This is a genomic window from Paraglaciecola mesophila KMM 241 (assembly GCF_000315015.1).
In the GTDB taxonomy this organism is placed as follows: Bacteria; Pseudomonadota; Gammaproteobacteria; order Enterobacterales; family Alteromonadaceae; genus Paraglaciecola; species Paraglaciecola mesophila.
The window spans coordinates 44,693-60,363 of sequence record NZ_BAEP01000003.1 but is presented as its reverse complement, the minus strand read 5'-3'; the positions used below and the strand labels follow the sequence as shown (position 1 = coordinate 60,363).

Sequence of the window (15,671 nt, the reverse complement as noted above, 5' to 3'; positions counted from 1 at the left end):
AAGCTTTCCAAAAAGCGCTGTTTAACATGAGTTATATAGTAAACGAAAATGTCGTCTTATGATAAATATTTTTAGTTAACAATGGACGAATGTATAACAGAGACATTTAGGTTTGCAATTAATTGTTAACAATGTACAATTAATTCACGGTCAATTTACATAGTCAGGATTTCCATGAGTGTCATTACCAAACTAGACACACCTGCCATGAACAGTTCACAGATTCAGTCAGTCAATGTTGAGTTATTTAACGTGCCCCTTGACGAAGTGTTGAACGATGCTAAGCACGGTGATCATACCCACTTTGAGCTGATCCTATGCACCATTACTTGTACCGATGGTACTCAAGGCGTTGGTTATACCTACACAGGTGGTAAAGGTGGACGCGCTATATACTCATTGCTTAATGACGAACTAAAGCCTTTCTTAATGGGTAAAGATGCTAGCTGCATCAACCATTTATGGGAAGAAATGCAATATCACTTGCACTATGTTGGTCGCGGCGGTTTAGTCAGTTTCGCCATATCCGCAGTCGATATCGCCCTATGGGACATTCATTGCAAGGTTCTTAATCAACCCTTGTGGAAAGTAGCTGGGGGCTGCAGTGACCGCGTAAACTGTTATGCAGGAGGCATTGACCTTAATTTTTCGGCTGAAAAACTACTTGTCAATATCCAAGGCTATCTTGACAGCGGCTTTGAAGCAGTGAAAATAAAAGTGGGTAAAGAAGATTATCGCGAAGACGTCGCCCGCGTAGCGGCAGTGCGCAACCTGATTGGTCCTGACGCCATTTTTATGGTGGATGCAAATTATTCACTTACCGTTAATAAGGCGATTAAATTTGCCCAAGCGATAGAGCAATATGATATCACCTGGTTTGAAGAGCCGACCATTCCTGATGATTTTGCCGGCTTTGCTCACATCGCCAGCAAAATCAATATTCCGCTGGCCATGGGCGAAAACCTGCACACTGTTTACGAATTCAACCAAGCGATAAGCCAAGCCAAACTTGGGTTCTTACAACCTGATGCGTCGAATATTGGCGGTATCACTGGTTGGCTAACTGTTGCCCAGATGGGCTACGCAAACAATTTACCTATTTGCAGTCATGGTATGCACGAATTACATGTATCTCTTATGGCGTCTCAGCCAAATGCAGGTTACTTGGAAGTACATTCGTTTCCCATTGACCGATATACCACTCACCCTCTGAAACTTGAAAATGGCAAAGCCGTTGCACCCAATACACCCGGTGTAGGCGTCGAGTTCAAGACAGAGTTACTTCTTCCCTATTTAGTTAAACATTCCTAGGAGGCGCGTATGTTCGCTGCTCAATATATTGGTAATAAATCATTTAACGTAGTTAAAGGTCACGCTATTGCACCGCAAGCGGGTGAAGTTCGTCTAGATGTTGGCTATGTGGGCATTTGCGGCACCGACATGCATATTTACCATGGCGTGATGGACCAGCGTGTGTCCATTCCACAAACCATAGGCCACGAAATTTCAGGTGTCGTGGCGCAGATAGGTGAAGGCGTTGAAGGCTTTACCGTAGGTGAAAAAGTCGTGGTTCGCCCATTAGACTGGTGCGGTGAATGTCCTACCTGTGAAGCAGGTTTAACGCACATTTGTCAAAATCTTAAATTTATGGGTATAGATACCCCTGGCGCTTTTCAATCAAGTTGGACAGTAAAAGCCCGTACCTTGCATAAATTACCAGCAGGTGTGGATTTAAAACAAGGTGCATTAGTTGAGCCTCTTTCTGTGGCATGTCATGACGTGCGCCGCTCTCGCTTAAAAGCCGGTGAAAAAGCGGTTATTCTCGGTGGCGGCCCTATCGGTCAATTGGTTGCAGCGGTAGCTAAAAGTGTTGGGGCTGAGGTTTTAGTGTCCGAGCCGAACGACAGTCGCCGCGCATTTGCCGATGAGCTTGGGGTGAAATCTGTTAATCCTATGGATACCGACTTAGCAGCCTACGTAGACGAATGGACAGGCACCAAAGGTGCTGATGTGGTATTTGAAGTATCCGGCGTGTTACCCGCCATTCAATCGATGACCCAAATTGCTGGACGTCGTGGCCGCATAGTGATGGTGGCTATTCATTCCACTGCGCCACCAATCGATTTATTTCAGTTCTTCTGGAAAGAGCTTGAACTATTAGGTGCCCGCGTTTATGAAGCCGCCGATTTTGATTGGGCAATTGAATTAATCGCCAGTGGTCAAATAGACTTAAAACCTTTCATCAGTTCTGTGAGCCCGTTGGCAGATATTGGCAGTGCATTCGCCAATATGGACGGCAACCCGCAGGGCATGAAAGCCCTTGTTGAATGTAACGCTGAGCAATAAAAATAGGGTAGAAAGGAAAATCAATATGTTAGAAAAATTCAGTTTAGAAGGTAAAGTTGCTTTAGTAACGGGTTGTAAGCGCGGCATAGGTAAAGGGATCGCGCTAGGGCTTGCCGAAGCAGGCGCGGATATCATTGGGGTTTCAGCTAGCTTGGCGCTTCAAGGTTCAGACGTTGAAAACGAAGTGAAGGCACTGGGTCGTAACTTCAAAGGTTATCAATGTGACTTTTCAGATCGTGATGCGTTGTACGCTTTTATTAAAGAAGTCAAAGCTGATTTCCCTAAAATAGATATTTTAGTGAATAACGCAGGAACTATCTTGCGCGCGCCTGCAGCTGAACATGGTGATGATTTATGGGATAAAGTCATTGATGTTAATTTGAATTCTCAATTCATTCTTAGCCGCGAAATTGGCAAAGAAATGGTGGCGCGCCAATCGGGTAAAATAATTTTCACCGCATCGTTGCTCACCTTTCAAGGTGGCATTACGGTACCGGGCTACGCAGCCAGTAAGGGCGCTATTGGTCAGTTGGTGATGGCACTGTCAAACGAATGGGCAGGCAAAGGCGTAAATGTGAACGCTATTGCACCAGGTTATATTGATACTGACAACACACAAGCATTGCGCGAAGATAGTGAGCGCTCGGCAGCGATTTTAGGGCGAATTCCGCAAGGCCGCTGGGGTACCCCTGACGACTTCAAAGGGCCTGCGATATTCTTAGCTTCTGACGCTGCCAGTTACGTCAATGGCGCTATTTTATTGGTCGATGGCGGCTGGATGGGGAGATAAACTCAATGACTGTTCAAGATTTACACTTTAAAAACAAGGTTAATTTCATTGGAGGGCAATATGTTCCCTCTAACGAATCCGATACGATTGAAATACTTAGCCCGTCAACGGGCAACGTCATAGGAGAAATACCAAAGGGTTGTAAAGCAGATGCTGAAAATGCCTTGGAAGTGGCTCAAGCGGCGCAAAAAGCGTGGGCAAAATTAACGGCCCGCTCGCGTCAGAGTATTTTGCGTACCTTCGCTAACAAAATTCGCGACAATAAACACATACTTGCCCCTATGCTCGTCGCTGAGCAAGGAAAACTACTTTCAGTTGCCGAGATGGAAGTGGACGTCACCGCCAAGTTTATTGATTACGCTTGTGACAATGCGCTGACCATAGAAGGTGACATTTTGCCTTCTGATAATCAGGACGAAAAAATATACATTCATAAGGTCCCAAGAGGCGTGGTTGTGGGCATTACGGCTTGGAATTTCCCATTGGCATTAGCGGGTCGAAAAATTGGCCCTGCGCTCATTACCGGTAATACCATGGTGTTGAAGCCTACCCAAGAAACGCCGCTTGCGACCACAGAGCTTGGGCGTATTGCCAAAGAAGCGGGCCTTCCCGATGGCGTATTAAATGTCATCAACGGTACCGGCTCAGTCGTGGGGCAAACCTTATGTGAAAGCCCCATTACGAAAATGATCACCATGACAGGCTCTACTGTCGCGGGTAAGCAGATATACAAAACCAGTGCCGAATATATGACCCCCGTCATGCTTGAACTAGGTGGTAAAGCGCCTATGGTCGTCATGGATGATGCCGATCTTGATAAAGCGGCAGAAGATGCACTTTGGGGACGTTTTGCCAACTGCGGTCAGGTCTGCACCTGCGTAGAACGCTTATATGTTCATGCAGGAGTTTACGATGAGTTTGTGGCTAAATTCTTACCTATGGTGAAAGGGCTGAAAGTCGGCGATCCGATGGATGCTGATTCACAAATGGGCCCTAAGTGTAACCAGCGTGAAATAGACAATATCCACCACATAGTGCAAGAAGCCATCAAGCAAGGTGCAACCGTGGCCACTGGCGGTAAAACAGCAACGGTTGAAGGCTTTGAAGGCGGTTGCTGGTATGAGCCCACCGTGTTGGTTGACGTAAAACAAGGCAACATCGTCGTGCACGAAGAAACTTTCGGCCCTATTCTGCCTATCGTTAAAGTCAGTAGTATGGAGCAAGCGATCGAGTTTTGTAACGACAGCATTTATGGTTTAAGCGCTTACGTACACACCCGAAGCTTTGCCAATATTAATCAAGCTATCAGTGATTTAGAGGTTGGTGAAGTGTATATCAACCGCGGGATGGGTGAGCAGCACCAGGGCTTCCATAACGGCTGGAAACAAAGCGGTTTTGGTGGTGAAGACGGCAAGTTTGGCCTTGAACAATACCTTGAAAAGAAAACCGTTTACCTTAACGAGGCGTAGTTTTCCAGTGGAATTGATATAGCACCAACGCTTACTGACGGTCTAAATAAGCTCGAGCAAAGTTTAAACAAACATAACAATAATGCGCTAGCCCAGAGTCAGTAAGTAACGTGCCCTACAGCCCAAAAGGGTAAACCTAGCATTAGGTTTACCCTTTTTTATTGCTCTTCTACCGTGAAATACATTGATATAAAGTAGCTTTAGTGAGGTAAAACCGGTATTTAGCTATTTTCAGTCACGCTTTTTCTACCCCGAGCAATGCTAAATTTACACACTCTTTCACGGCTGATGGGCTTGGTGCACGAGGTACGCGGGCGATCAAGGGGGCGTCCAGTAAGTGTTCCAAGCTTTGAATGTTTTCGTCTAAAAACGGCATCTCAGGCTCAAGAATATTGGCGACCCAACCGGCGATATTAAGACCGTCCTGCTCAATGGCTTGCGCTGTTAATAACGCGTGGTTAATGCAACCTAACCGCATACCAACGACTAAGATCACTGGTAACTTTTGGCCAACGGCAAAGTCAGATAAAAACTGTTCGTGGCCTTGGCTATTTTGACCAAGGGGTAAACGCCAACCTCCCGCTCCTTCTACTAAAAGTACATCGCTTTTTTTCTCACTTAAGGCGGCATAGCCTTTTGTTATGGCATCTAATTCAATGGGAGCCCCTTGACCTTTAGCCATTAATTTTGCACAGGCTAAATGCGGCGCGATAGGCTCTGCAAACGCAATAGGATTTACTTCATCGTAACTAAGTGCAGTATTACTTGCTTGTTGTAACGCTAGCGCATCTTCATTTCTAAGGCCCGCCTGCGTCACATCGCAACCAGCGGATACGGGTTTATATGCCGCTGTTGATAAGCCAGCGTCATGACATGCTGCTAGTAACGCGCAGCTGACAAAGGTCTTACCCACTTCTGTATCAGTGCCTGTCACGAAATAAGCGTGTTGCTTACTTTCTTTTAAAAGCCTTTGATCTGAGAACACTTGCTCTAAAGAGCTTTGATTAGTGCTGGGGGAGTTTAGCGACATGGCGCTTTCCTTAACATATTGGTAATAACGGTGATGAAAACGGTGATGATGAGCACCTATGAGCAGCTCAGCTCAATATTAGCTAATTGGCTTTACCAGCGTTAAGAAACACACATTGTACGTCAAAGGTAACCCTTGATTACGGCCAAATGCGCTTTGATAGAACAGCTCAAGTGCGTGTAGCGTGTCACGGCTAATGGCTTTTTGTTGCGTGTTGCTGGTAACGACATTAGCGCCGATGCTCTTTATTGACCCAAGTAACTCGCGCACATCTTTATGCCATGTCACGTAACGTTTCTGCTGCATGGTCACCTGTAATCCAGCCGCTTTTGCCGCACTTGACCATGTATCGGCTGACGCAAATTGATTGATTTTGCGATGACTATCAACATGCTGCCAACATTTATCTAGTTCATGCATGGAGCCTTCGCACATGATCGCAAGTACGCCACTTGCCCCTGGGGCTAATACACGGTTAATCTCGGTACATACTTGAGTACTGTTTTTACACCACTGCAGCGCCATGGATGAGAATACGCCACCTGCCGCGCTATCCCCTAGGGGCAGATGTTCTGCATCCCCTTGAAGCCAGCTAATATTATGGTTAAGGGTTGCGTCAACGCTTTGCTCTTTTGCGTGCTTTAGCATACCTAAGGCCAAGTCCATGGCCAAAATATGTGACGTGTGCTGCGTGTTAACACTGGCTAATTCACGCGTTACCCGCCCAGTGCCGCAGCCAATATCAATAATGCGTTTGGGCAATGTTAGATTGTTGTTGTGACATATTTCAACGAACAACCCCAAGGCATCATTCGCGATATCGATTTGAACTTGCGCTGCAGCATCGTAGCGCGTTGCTGCTCGGCTAAACTGTTTGGCAATACGAGACTTGAGTTGCTGTTCATGGTTAATATTCATGTTAGCAATATTATTTTTAACGCTTTCTATTCGCCCACCATTTGCTGCGGGGATAATCTTCGCGGCTGAATGGTTAGCACAAACATGTACCTTACAAGCCCCAGATAAAGCGGCATTACTGGTCATCGGGTAACTCCCCCATCACAAACGCCAAGCCATCCACTAAGGCTTGAATATCTTTTTTATGGTGAGAGGCACTCAAGGTAATGCGCAAGCGATCTGTTCCTTTAGGCACAGTCGGCGTGCGAATGGCGATGATCCACAATCCCATTTCGCGCAGCCGCTGACTGATGGCTAATGTACGTTTTGGGCAACCAATGATAATAGGCTGAATAGCGGTGATGGATGGCGTCAATGGGATACCAGCTGCAGTTGCCAGCCTTCGAAATTCATCGATATTCTCTTGCAGCAAGCTTCGCTGCTCACTTTGTTGAATTGCTTGCAAACTCGCCAAGGTGGCTACGGCTTGCGCAGGCGGCATAGCCGTACTGTAAATGTAGTGCTTAGCAAAATTACTTAAATAATCTATTAAACCTTGGCTACCGGCGATAAATGCCCCTGAGGTACCCACCGCTTTTCCGAATGTAGCCATTAACACAGGTACCTGATGTTGGTTCAAACCCGCTTGTTCAACTGAGCCCATACCGGTTTGTCCTAATACGCCGAAACCGTGAGCATCATCGACCATAAGCCAAGCGTTATGTTGCTCACTGATACTCGCTAACGCTTGTATCGGTGCTTGATCGCCATCCATGCTGAATACACCTTCGGTTACCAGCAATACGTCTTGTTCTTTGCCTGACTCTTCAGTGGTGTTAGCGCGTATCTTACTCAGCTGAGTCTCTAAGTGGGTGCAATCATTGTGCACAAATCGGCGTAAAGTCGCATCGCTGCCCATGGCACCATCAAGCAAAGATGCATGCATTAACCTATCGGCCAGTATGTAGCCCTGCCCGCTATCTCGAAGAGCACAACAGTGAGCATTGGCCTGAAAAAGAGCCTGACATACAGCTTGATTGGCCGCAAAACCAGAGTTAAAGAGCATCACCGCTTCACGCTCTAGCCCTTGAGCTAAGCTGTCTTGCAGGTCTTGATGTGCTCGGGTGTGGCCCGTTACCAAAGGTGATGCACCACTGCCACCGCCAAATTGACCAATACCATCTACCCAGCCCTGCATTACAGCCGTTGATTGGCGCATACCCAGGTAATCATTGCTGGAGAAGTTTAAATAATGCTGACCGTCCACCTCGATCAGCGCACCAATGGCGGAATCAAGGGTGGTGACTTGGCGAAATAAGTTGTTTTTGCGCCGCGCAGCAAGCGCGGTTTGAATAAAATCGAACGCCATTAAATGTTTACTGTTTCTGGTTTTTTCTGGGTAGCATCATAGAACATTTCAGGTGTTCGAGGTGCTTCATTGGTTTCAATTTCATCTAACAAAGCGGCTTGATGAGCTTCATCAGAATATTCTCGCGTTTGCTTGGCATTGATGCCCAATTTTTTGAACAGCATCACGTCTTCGTGCGTCTCGGGGTTTGATGTGGTCAGTAGCTTGCAACCATAGAAAATCGAATTAGCACCGGCCATAAAGCACATGGCTTGCATTTGCTCATTCATGGCTTCACGCCCAGCAGATAAGCGCACGAACGATTTAGGCATCATGATACGGGCAACGGCGATAGTACGAATAAACTCGAAATAATCTAAGTCTTCTACGTTTTCCATTGGGGTACCTTTGACCTTCACCAACATGTTAATGGGCACACTTTCTGGTTGATGCTCCAAATTGGCCAGTTGCATCAATAAACCACTGCGGTCTGAGCCTGTTTCCCCCATACCAACAATACCCCCTGAACACACATTCATGCCAGCTTCGCGTACTGCATCTAAGGTATTTAAACGGTCTTGGTAGGTACGTGTGGTGATGATATCACCATAGAATTCTGGTGATGTATCCAGATTATGGTTGTAATAGTCAAGACCCGCTTGTTGCAATGCAATGGCCTGCTCGCGAGTTAGCATGCCCAGAGTCATACAGGTTTCCAGGCCAAGTTTTTTAACTTCACGCACCATATCAGTCACATAAGGCATATCGCGCTCTTTAGGGTTACGCCAAGCGGCGCCCATGCAAAAACGGGTTGAACCAGCTGCTTTTGCCTCGCGAGCGCGTTGAATGACTTTCTCGATTTCCATCAAGCGTTCTTTTTCAAGTCCGGTATCATAGCGAGCACTTTGCGGGCAATATTTACAATCTTCTGGGCAAGCACCCGTTTTAATCGACAGTAAAGTACTGACTTGTACGTAGTTCGGGTCGAAATGCGCTCTGTGTACGCACTGGGCTTTAAACAATAAATCGTTAAATGGCATGGCGAATAAGGCGTTTACTTCTGCTAACGTCCAATCGTGGCGTACTTCACTTGCGCCACTGCTACTAGGTGCGTCGACATTGACTGACATACTTGGTCCTTTACTTCATAATAATTCGCGCTTAGTCTAAGTCCGCCCAGCACATTGTCAACTTAAATTCTTTTTAAAAATTTACAAGTGAGTGTTTTTTGAACAATTCAATTCAGGCTAATCTCGCCTTTGACCAACAACATATTTGGCACCCCTATACGTCAGCTATCGATCCACTACCTTGCTATCAAGTGTCCGGGGCACAAGGTGTGCATATTCATCTAGCCAGTGGCGAAACGCTCGTTGATGGATGCTCATCTTGGTGGACAGCCATTCATGGCTACAATCACCCAATATTAAACGCCGCGGCTAAAGCGCAAATTGATAACTTCTCCCATGTGATGTTTGGTGGTTTAACCCACCAACCAGCAATTGATGTGTGCAGAAAGTTAATCGATATAACGCCTACCGGCTTAGAGCGCGTTTTTCTGGCGGACTCTGGTTCGGTATCAGTGGAAGTCGCCATGAAAATGGCATTGCAGTACTGGGCATGTCAAGGCTCGCCAAATAAGCATAAATTTATTACCCCGCGCAATGGGTATCATGGTGACACGTTCGCCGCTATGTCAGTATGCGATCCCGTAAACGGCATGCATTCTTTGTTCACCGATGCTCTCGCCCAACAGATTTTCGCGCCGGCGCCACAGACGCGTTTTGCGCAAACATGGAACGAAGATGACATCGCGCCACTGGAAGAGTTGATCCAGCAATACCACAATGAGCTCGCTGCGCTAGTGATCGAGCCTGTGGTGCAAAATGCCGGCGGTATGCGTATTTATCACCCAGAATATTTAAAGCGTGCACGTCAATTATGTGATGACTATGGTCTATTGCTGATTTGCGATGAAATTGCCACTGGCTTTGGCCGTACAGGCAAACTGTTTGCCTGTGAACATGCTGATATCAGCCCAGATATAATGTGCGTCGGTAAAGCCCTAACCGGTGGCTATGTGACGCTTGCTGCCACAATATGCACAGAAGATGTTGCACAAGGCATTTGCCAAGGCAGCCCTGGGGTATTTATGCATGGGCCAACCTACATGGGTAACCCATTAGCGTGCGCTATTGCCAATGCCAGTTTAGATATTATTGCCACTGGCGCCTGGCAGCAGCAGGTAAAAAACATTGAGCAACAATTAAAACAAGAGTTAGCAAAATGTGCTGAGCTTGAAGGTGTGGCGGATGTGAGGGTGCTAGGCGCAATTGGTGTCGTAGAGTGCAAATCTGCTGTAGATGTGGCCTTGTTACAGCGAAAATTTGTTAAAGCAGGCGTATGGATCCGTCCTTTCGGTAAGCTTATTTACATCATGCCGCCTTATGTTATTCAACCAAAGGAGTTGCGCCAGTTAACACAGGCAATTTATGCCGTGCTGGCTTAATTAGAATCGGCCTGATAAGGGCGCTACGCGCACGCGTATCAGTGCATCACAGGTGGCGTAATGTTCATGTGTTTAACTTGCTGAGCTAGTAACGTCGCCGCTGGATCGTCGGGGCATTGGCGAATGAAATATTGATAATCAATGATCGCCAGCTGCGGACAAGCCAATTCGTGCAACAGCACTCCCCTATCTCTGCGCTCGTAAGGGTTATTGGGGCACAAAGCAATCAACAGCTCAATACTTCGCAGTGCTTCTTCGTAGCGTTTGGCGTTGATTAAAGACGCTTTAAGTTGATTTAACATGTGAACGACCACTTCATCACAACTTGCTGTTTCGAGCGCTTCTTTGGGCATAGTTTCATCGTCAATTTCCTCAATGACCTCAAAATACATTTGCTCTAGTATTTCTTGGCTGAGAATACGCCCATCGTTTGGGTCAATAAATAAGCTGGTGCTAACCACAGGGGAATCAGAATACGCCTCTATATTGCATTGCTGGGATGAAACAGCGCCATTTTGCAATGTTGCTTCGACCTCTGGCGGAGTAATATCACAGCGCAGCAAAAAATGCCCAGGAAAATTAACACATGCCACCTTAAAGCCCAGGTGTTGTGCCACGCTACTGAAGACGATCCCTAATGTCACAGGCGTACCACTGCGATAATCAAGAACCTGGTGCAAAACACTTTGACGCTCTACTTCATAGGGGCTTACTTCACCTCTTAAATGTGAGCCGCTAAAGGCTAAATCTCGATAAAAAAACTGAATTAAACGCTCAAACGCAGCCTGATCGGGTTGTGATATATGGGCCATTACCCTGGCTTGTTTGGCCCAGCGCTCCACTTTTCGCAAGCATGTGCAGATGTCTTTTTGCGCACCCACAATGTGCTGGCTAGCAATAAGTCCTGCGCGCGCCAGCTGGTTGTTTTGAATGGCTTGCTTTATCAACTGCACTGAAAAATATACCTCATCCGTAATCTATATATTTTATCGGAAGATGAGGCGTATTCTTGATAAGAAATTTAGTGGAAAGTTGTGAACTCAGTTCAACAAATAAGCGCAGTCCTGCCTGAAAAAAATCAAGCAGTGGGTCTGTGTTGGTGTTAAGCGAATAAAATCGGTTGCTTACTGATCGCGACCAAAGCGGTGAAGGCTATCCAGCTTAACGCCCCCACTAAACCGACGACACGCATAAAGTTAGTTCGTGCCATTTTCAGCGCTAATGCCACCATAAACACATACATAAACAAACCAATTAACTTCTCCGTTACCCAAGGGGTGACAAATGGGTATTGGCTAAGCATGACACACAAAGTCGCAGCGCTTAGGATCAGCAAGGTATCAACGACGTGTGGGGTAATTTTCACCCATTTTTTTTGCAACATACTTGAATTGGTCATCGTCCAAAAAAAGCGTATAACAAATAACAAAACACTTAGTGCTATGCAGGTTAAGTGTATGTGTTTGACTGCTGTGTACATGGGTTGGTCCTTATGATGTTAATCGTATTTTACGTCGATTACCTAAATTAGAATCAGGTTAGGTAACAAAGAATTGGGGCGCATATTAACGCACAGAACCCTGACTGGCACTCTCAATCTGATGAATATTTTCACTCAACAAAGCCACCAAATTTGGGTCAAACTGCTCTCCTGCCAATGCTTGTATGCGTTCCAACGTTTTTTCAACTGACCATGCTGCTGTTTCTTGTGCTGGGCACCGCATGACACTGTAAGCAATGGCAATAGATGCTACGCGTGAATACAAGTGAATATTATCCCCTTTCAAACCATTGGGATAACCCTGGCCATTCCAATATTCATGATGCTCTTTGGCAATCGTTGCGGCAATTTTGATCAACGGCTTGTTTGACCCTTTTAATAGTTTATAGCCAAAGTTGGTGTGCTTATCGATTGAGTCAACATCGTCTTGTGTGAGCTGCTCTAATTTGAATAACGCATGGGTAGACCCGCATAAATTACCCACATCGTGTAAGGGCACCGCCGAGGTTAATAGTTTTAGCTGTGATTTGTCTAAATTCAGCGCTTTCCCTAATACCTTGCACACATCGACTATGCGTTGCGTGTAGTCAAGACTGATTGCCCCGTCTTCAGTGACTTGACCTAAACGCTCAATAATTTCTCGTTGTGTGTCTTCGATATCCTTGGTCAACATAATGTTGTCAAAAGCGATTTGCACATTTTGCGAGAAAATTTCTACTAGTTTCTTCTGGGAATCAGTTAACCTTTTTGGCAAGCCGGATAAGTAGAGTAAAGAGCCGGAACCTCGTTTACTCTCACAATACGCTACCAGATACTCATCTTCGTAGATCAAAGATTTGTCGTTCAGTGCTGCACGACACGCTTCTAAGTGTTCACCTGATAACACCGTTGGTAACGACTTACCCGCCGCCCTCTTGTACTCACCTTGACCGGTAAATACATAAAGCTGCTCTAAAGAATTTAAACGTGATGTCTCCAAGGACTTAGGTCCTGCGACGGCGCAGGTTAAGTATGCTGCATCTTTGCTGCCCCCGAGCAAAGATGAGAGTTGCTGTACTATGCCCTCAATAAAGTGCTCAACGGAATGGGTTTGAAATAGGTTAGCTGATGCTGAGATAATTTTTTCCAGTCCAATGCGATTCTCATCGATTGCCACTATGTCACGATAAGACCGCAGCGCGGCTATAACCACTGTGAACAGCTTTTGCGCGGTTAATTCGGTTTTAGATTTATAGTCATTGATATCATAATTGATAATCACATCACGCTCTGGGGCTTGACCTGGTTGGCCTGTACGTAAAATGATCCTGATGAAATGGTTATTCGCTTCATTGCGAATAAAGTCAGCAATTCTTAAACCTGCATCATCGGTTTCCATCACTACATCTAATAAAACGACGGCAATGTCTGGTTCACTCAGCAATATTTCACGGGCTTGGGCACCATTGTACGCACTCAGGAACTCTAAATTTTTATTTTGAAACTCAAAATCACTCAACGCCAGTTTTGTTACAGCGTGAATTTCTGGCTCGTCATCGACAATGAGAATTTTCCATGTGCCTTGGTACTGAACTGCGTCTTCATCGGTATCGTCTGCAAATAACAACTCGTCGTTCATTCTACCCTTCCCTTCGCTTGCGCAATTATCATTCTGATTTCGTTGTACAACTATATGCATGTCTAAAATAGTACGCTTTTCAAACAGTTGCAATCCTGCAGCATGCTAAGCGCTGGCAAAACACCCAAGCGTAATACGTGGTAGGTCGTTTAAATCGTTAATCGAGTGAACGTGCCCAAAGCCATTGTTTACTAGCAGTGCTTGTACCCCTTGCGCTTGCTGATATCCATGCTCAAAAACAAGCCAACCGCCGCTAGGCAAAAACGTTATCGCTTTACCAATGATAATGCGAATATCGTCTAAGCCATCTTTGCCTGATGTGAGTGCGCTGGCGGGCTCGAAACGTACGTCACCTTGTTGTAGGTAAATGTTATCGTCTTCCACATAGGGCGGATTGCTGACGATCAAAGAGAACAATTTATGCTGATGTTTTTGCTGATTGTCTTGCCGATCGTTTTGCTGGGATTGTCGCTGATCTATTTGTGGCTGTTCTAGCGCACTAAACCAATCGCTTTGAATAAACTCTATCTGTGGCAACGAGTTTAACTGGGCATTTTGCTTAGCAAGCGCCACCGCATCTGCACTTTTATCGATACCCATTACCTGCCACCTGGGTCTCTCACTACCCAATGCGAGGGCAATTGCTCCTGTACCCGTGCCAAGATCAAGCACGCTAGCATCGTCAGCTAACGGAAGATTAAGCACAGTTTCAACTAATAATTCGGTTTCAGGGCGGGGAATTAACGTCGCGGGGGACACACGTAAACGCAGGCTCCAAAAGTCACGATATCCCAACAGATAAGCGATGGGATAACCCGTTTTGCGTTTTGCCACTAGTTGCTGAAAGGCGCTCAATTGCGCCTCATCTAAAGGCTTTTCTGGCCACGTCATCAAGTACGCTGTTTCACATTGTAAAACGTGGCACATGAGCAAACGGCTATCCAACGCGGCGCTATCACTGTCAATGAATTGCGCCTTTGCCAGTGCTAATTGCTCGGCGATACTGTGGCCGCTAAGAGCACGTTGCAGGGTGCTCATTGAATTTAGCCTTCGTCAGATAATGACGCTAACAAATCAGCTTGGTGCTCTTGACGAATAGGTTCAAGCACCGCGTCTAAATCACCTGCCACCACGTCATCTAGACGATATAGGGTCAAATTAATACGGTGATCGGTCACTCGCCCTTGAGGAAAATTGTAAGTACGAATACGCTCGGAGCGATCGCCACTTGCCACCAAATTGCGCCTAGTAGAGGTTTCTTCTGCTTGACGCTTTTCTTCTTCAAGTTTGTTTAAACGTGATTGCAATACCGCCATGGCTTTGGCGCGGTTTTTATGTTGTGAACGCTCATCCTGACATTCCACCACAATACCAGACGGTACGTGAGTAATACGAATAGCGGAGTCGGTTTTGTTAACGTGCTGACCACCGGCGCCCGAGGCGCGAAACGTATCAATTTTAAGGTCGGCTTTATTCACTTCAATCGCTTCGGATTCTGGTACTTCCGGCATAACCACCACGGTACATGCTGAAGTATGAATTCGCCCTTGCGATTCAGTTTCAGGCACGCGCTGAACGCGGTGACCACCTGATTCAAACTTAAGCACTCCATAGGCGCCATCACCAATAATATTCGCAATCACTTCTTTGTAACCGCCATGGTCGCCTTCATTCATGGTAACCACTTCGACTTTCCAGCGACGTGCTTCAGCGTAGCGGCTATACATGCGGAACAAATCCCCAGCAAAAATTGCCGCTTCATCACCGCCTGCACCTGCGCGTATTTCAATGAAGCAATTGCTTTCATCGTTAGGATCTTTAGGGAGCAACAGTATCTGCAATTCATCTTCATACTGTTCAATGGCTTGTTTAGACGATTTATATTCTTCTTGGGCCATTTCACGCATTTCAGGATCGCTTTCTTGCATCATTTCTTGCGCAGATTCAAAATCTCCCTGAGCACCTTGATAATCTGCAAAACATTTGACCACACCCTCGAGTTGCGAGTATTCCTTGGTCAATGCACGGTATTTATCTTGATCGGCAATAATCTCAGGCTGACTAACTAATGCCTGTACCTCTTCAAAGCGCTCCGTTAATGACTCTAATTTACGCTGAACTGATTCTTTCATGTTATTCCTGCTAAGCACCTTTAATTTGCTG

Annotated in this window: 14 protein-coding genes; 5 read left to right on the top strand and 9 right to left on the bottom strand. The window is 46.0% G+C overall.

The annotated features are described in order from the left end of the window. Positions 1-174: 174 nt before the first annotated feature. From GMES_RS00270 to aldA, 4 genes are read left to right on the top strand one after another with little or no spacing between them, the layout of a single operon-like run. A complete protein-coding gene (locus GMES_RS00270; protein ID WP_006990520.1) occupies positions 175-1,311 on the top strand; it encodes a mandelate racemase/muconate lactonizing enzyme family protein in 1,137 nt (378 codons plus the stop codon). 9 nt (positions 1,312-1,320) lie between these two features. Beyond that, positions 1,321-2,346: a zinc-dependent alcohol dehydrogenase gene (locus GMES_RS00265; protein WP_006990519.1), complete on the top strand. Its 1,026-nt coding sequence runs from the start codon at positions 1,321-1,323 to the stop codon at positions 2,344-2,346. 25 nt (positions 2,347-2,371) lie between these two features. After that, complete coding sequence (locus GMES_RS00260; RefSeq protein WP_006990518.1) at positions 2,372-3,136, top strand: 2,5-didehydro-3-deoxy-L-galactonate 5-reductase; 765 nt, start codon at positions 2,372-2,374, stop codon at positions 3,134-3,136. Between the two features lie 5 nt (positions 3,137-3,141). Next, on the top strand, positions 3,142-4,605 hold the full coding sequence (aldA, locus tag GMES_RS00255; RefSeq protein WP_006990517.1) for an aldehyde dehydrogenase: 1,464 nt from the start codon (positions 3,142-3,144) through the stop codon (positions 4,603-4,605). A gap of 235 nt (positions 4,606-4,840) precedes the next feature. Here the strand turns inward: aldA and bioD are convergent, their stop codons facing one another. From bioD to bioB, 4 genes are all read right to left on the bottom strand, one after another. Continuing rightward, the gene (gene bioD / locus GMES_RS00250; RefSeq protein ID WP_006990516.1) at positions 4,841-5,635 is read right to left on the bottom strand and encodes a dethiobiotin synthase; all 795 of its coding nucleotides are present in this window, start codon (positions 5,633-5,635) and stop codon (positions 4,841-4,843) included. 78 nt (positions 5,636-5,713) lie between these two features. Continuing rightward, positions 5,714-6,679, bottom strand: coding sequence for a methyltransferase domain-containing protein (locus GMES_RS00245; protein ID WP_153811039.1), 966 nt, complete (start codon positions 6,677-6,679; stop codon positions 5,714-5,716). After that, a complete protein-coding gene (locus tag GMES_RS00240; RefSeq protein ID WP_006990513.1) occupies positions 6,669-7,901 on the bottom strand; it encodes an 8-amino-7-oxononanoate synthase in 1,233 nt (410 codons plus the stop codon). Before GMES_RS00240 ends, GMES_RS00245 begins: the two co-directional genes overlap by 11 nt. After that, positions 7,901-9,010, bottom strand: coding sequence for a biotin synthase BioB (gene bioB, locus GMES_RS00235; protein WP_006990512.1), 1,110 nt, complete (start codon positions 9,008-9,010; stop codon positions 7,901-7,903). The genes GMES_RS00240 and bioB overlap by 1 nt, the downstream gene beginning before the upstream one ends. 98 nt (positions 9,011-9,108) lie before the next feature. On the opposite strand from bioB, the gene bioA reads away from it, so the two are divergent. After that, on the top strand, positions 9,109-10,389 hold the full coding sequence (bioA, locus tag GMES_RS00230) for an adenosylmethionine--8-amino-7-oxononanoate transaminase (RefSeq protein WP_006990511.1): 1,281 nt from the start codon (positions 9,109-9,111) through the stop codon (positions 10,387-10,389). A gap of 38 nt (positions 10,390-10,427) precedes the next feature. On the opposite strand, the gene GMES_RS00225 is transcribed toward bioA, so the two are convergent. From GMES_RS00225 to prfA, 5 genes are all read right to left on the bottom strand, one after another. Further along, positions 10,428-11,342, bottom strand: a complete 915-nt coding sequence (locus GMES_RS00225; RefSeq protein WP_006990510.1) for a SirB1 family protein — start codon at positions 11,340-11,342, stop codon at positions 10,428-10,430. 149 nt (positions 11,343-11,491) lie between these two features. Next, positions 11,492-11,869: a SirB2 family protein gene (locus GMES_RS00220; protein WP_033187712.1), complete on the bottom strand. Its 378-nt coding sequence runs from the start codon at positions 11,867-11,869 to the stop codon at positions 11,492-11,494. A gap of 85 nt (positions 11,870-11,954) precedes the next feature. Further along, a complete protein-coding gene (locus GMES_RS00215) occupies positions 11,955-13,508 on the bottom strand; it encodes a response regulator (RefSeq protein ID WP_006990508.1) in 1,554 nt (517 codons plus the stop codon). A gap of 105 nt (positions 13,509-13,613) precedes the next feature. Next, positions 13,614-14,546 carry a peptide chain release factor N(5)-glutamine methyltransferase gene (gene prmC / locus GMES_RS00210; protein WP_006990507.1) on the bottom strand — a complete coding sequence of 311 codons (933 nt, stop codon included), beginning with the start codon at positions 14,544-14,546 and terminating at the stop codon, positions 13,614-13,616. Between the two features lie 5 nt (positions 14,547-14,551). After that, positions 14,552-15,640: a peptide chain release factor 1 gene (gene prfA, locus GMES_RS00205; RefSeq protein ID WP_006990506.1), complete on the bottom strand. Its 1,089-nt coding sequence runs from the start codon at positions 15,638-15,640 to the stop codon at positions 14,552-14,554. Positions 15,641-15,671: the final 31 nt, after the last annotated feature.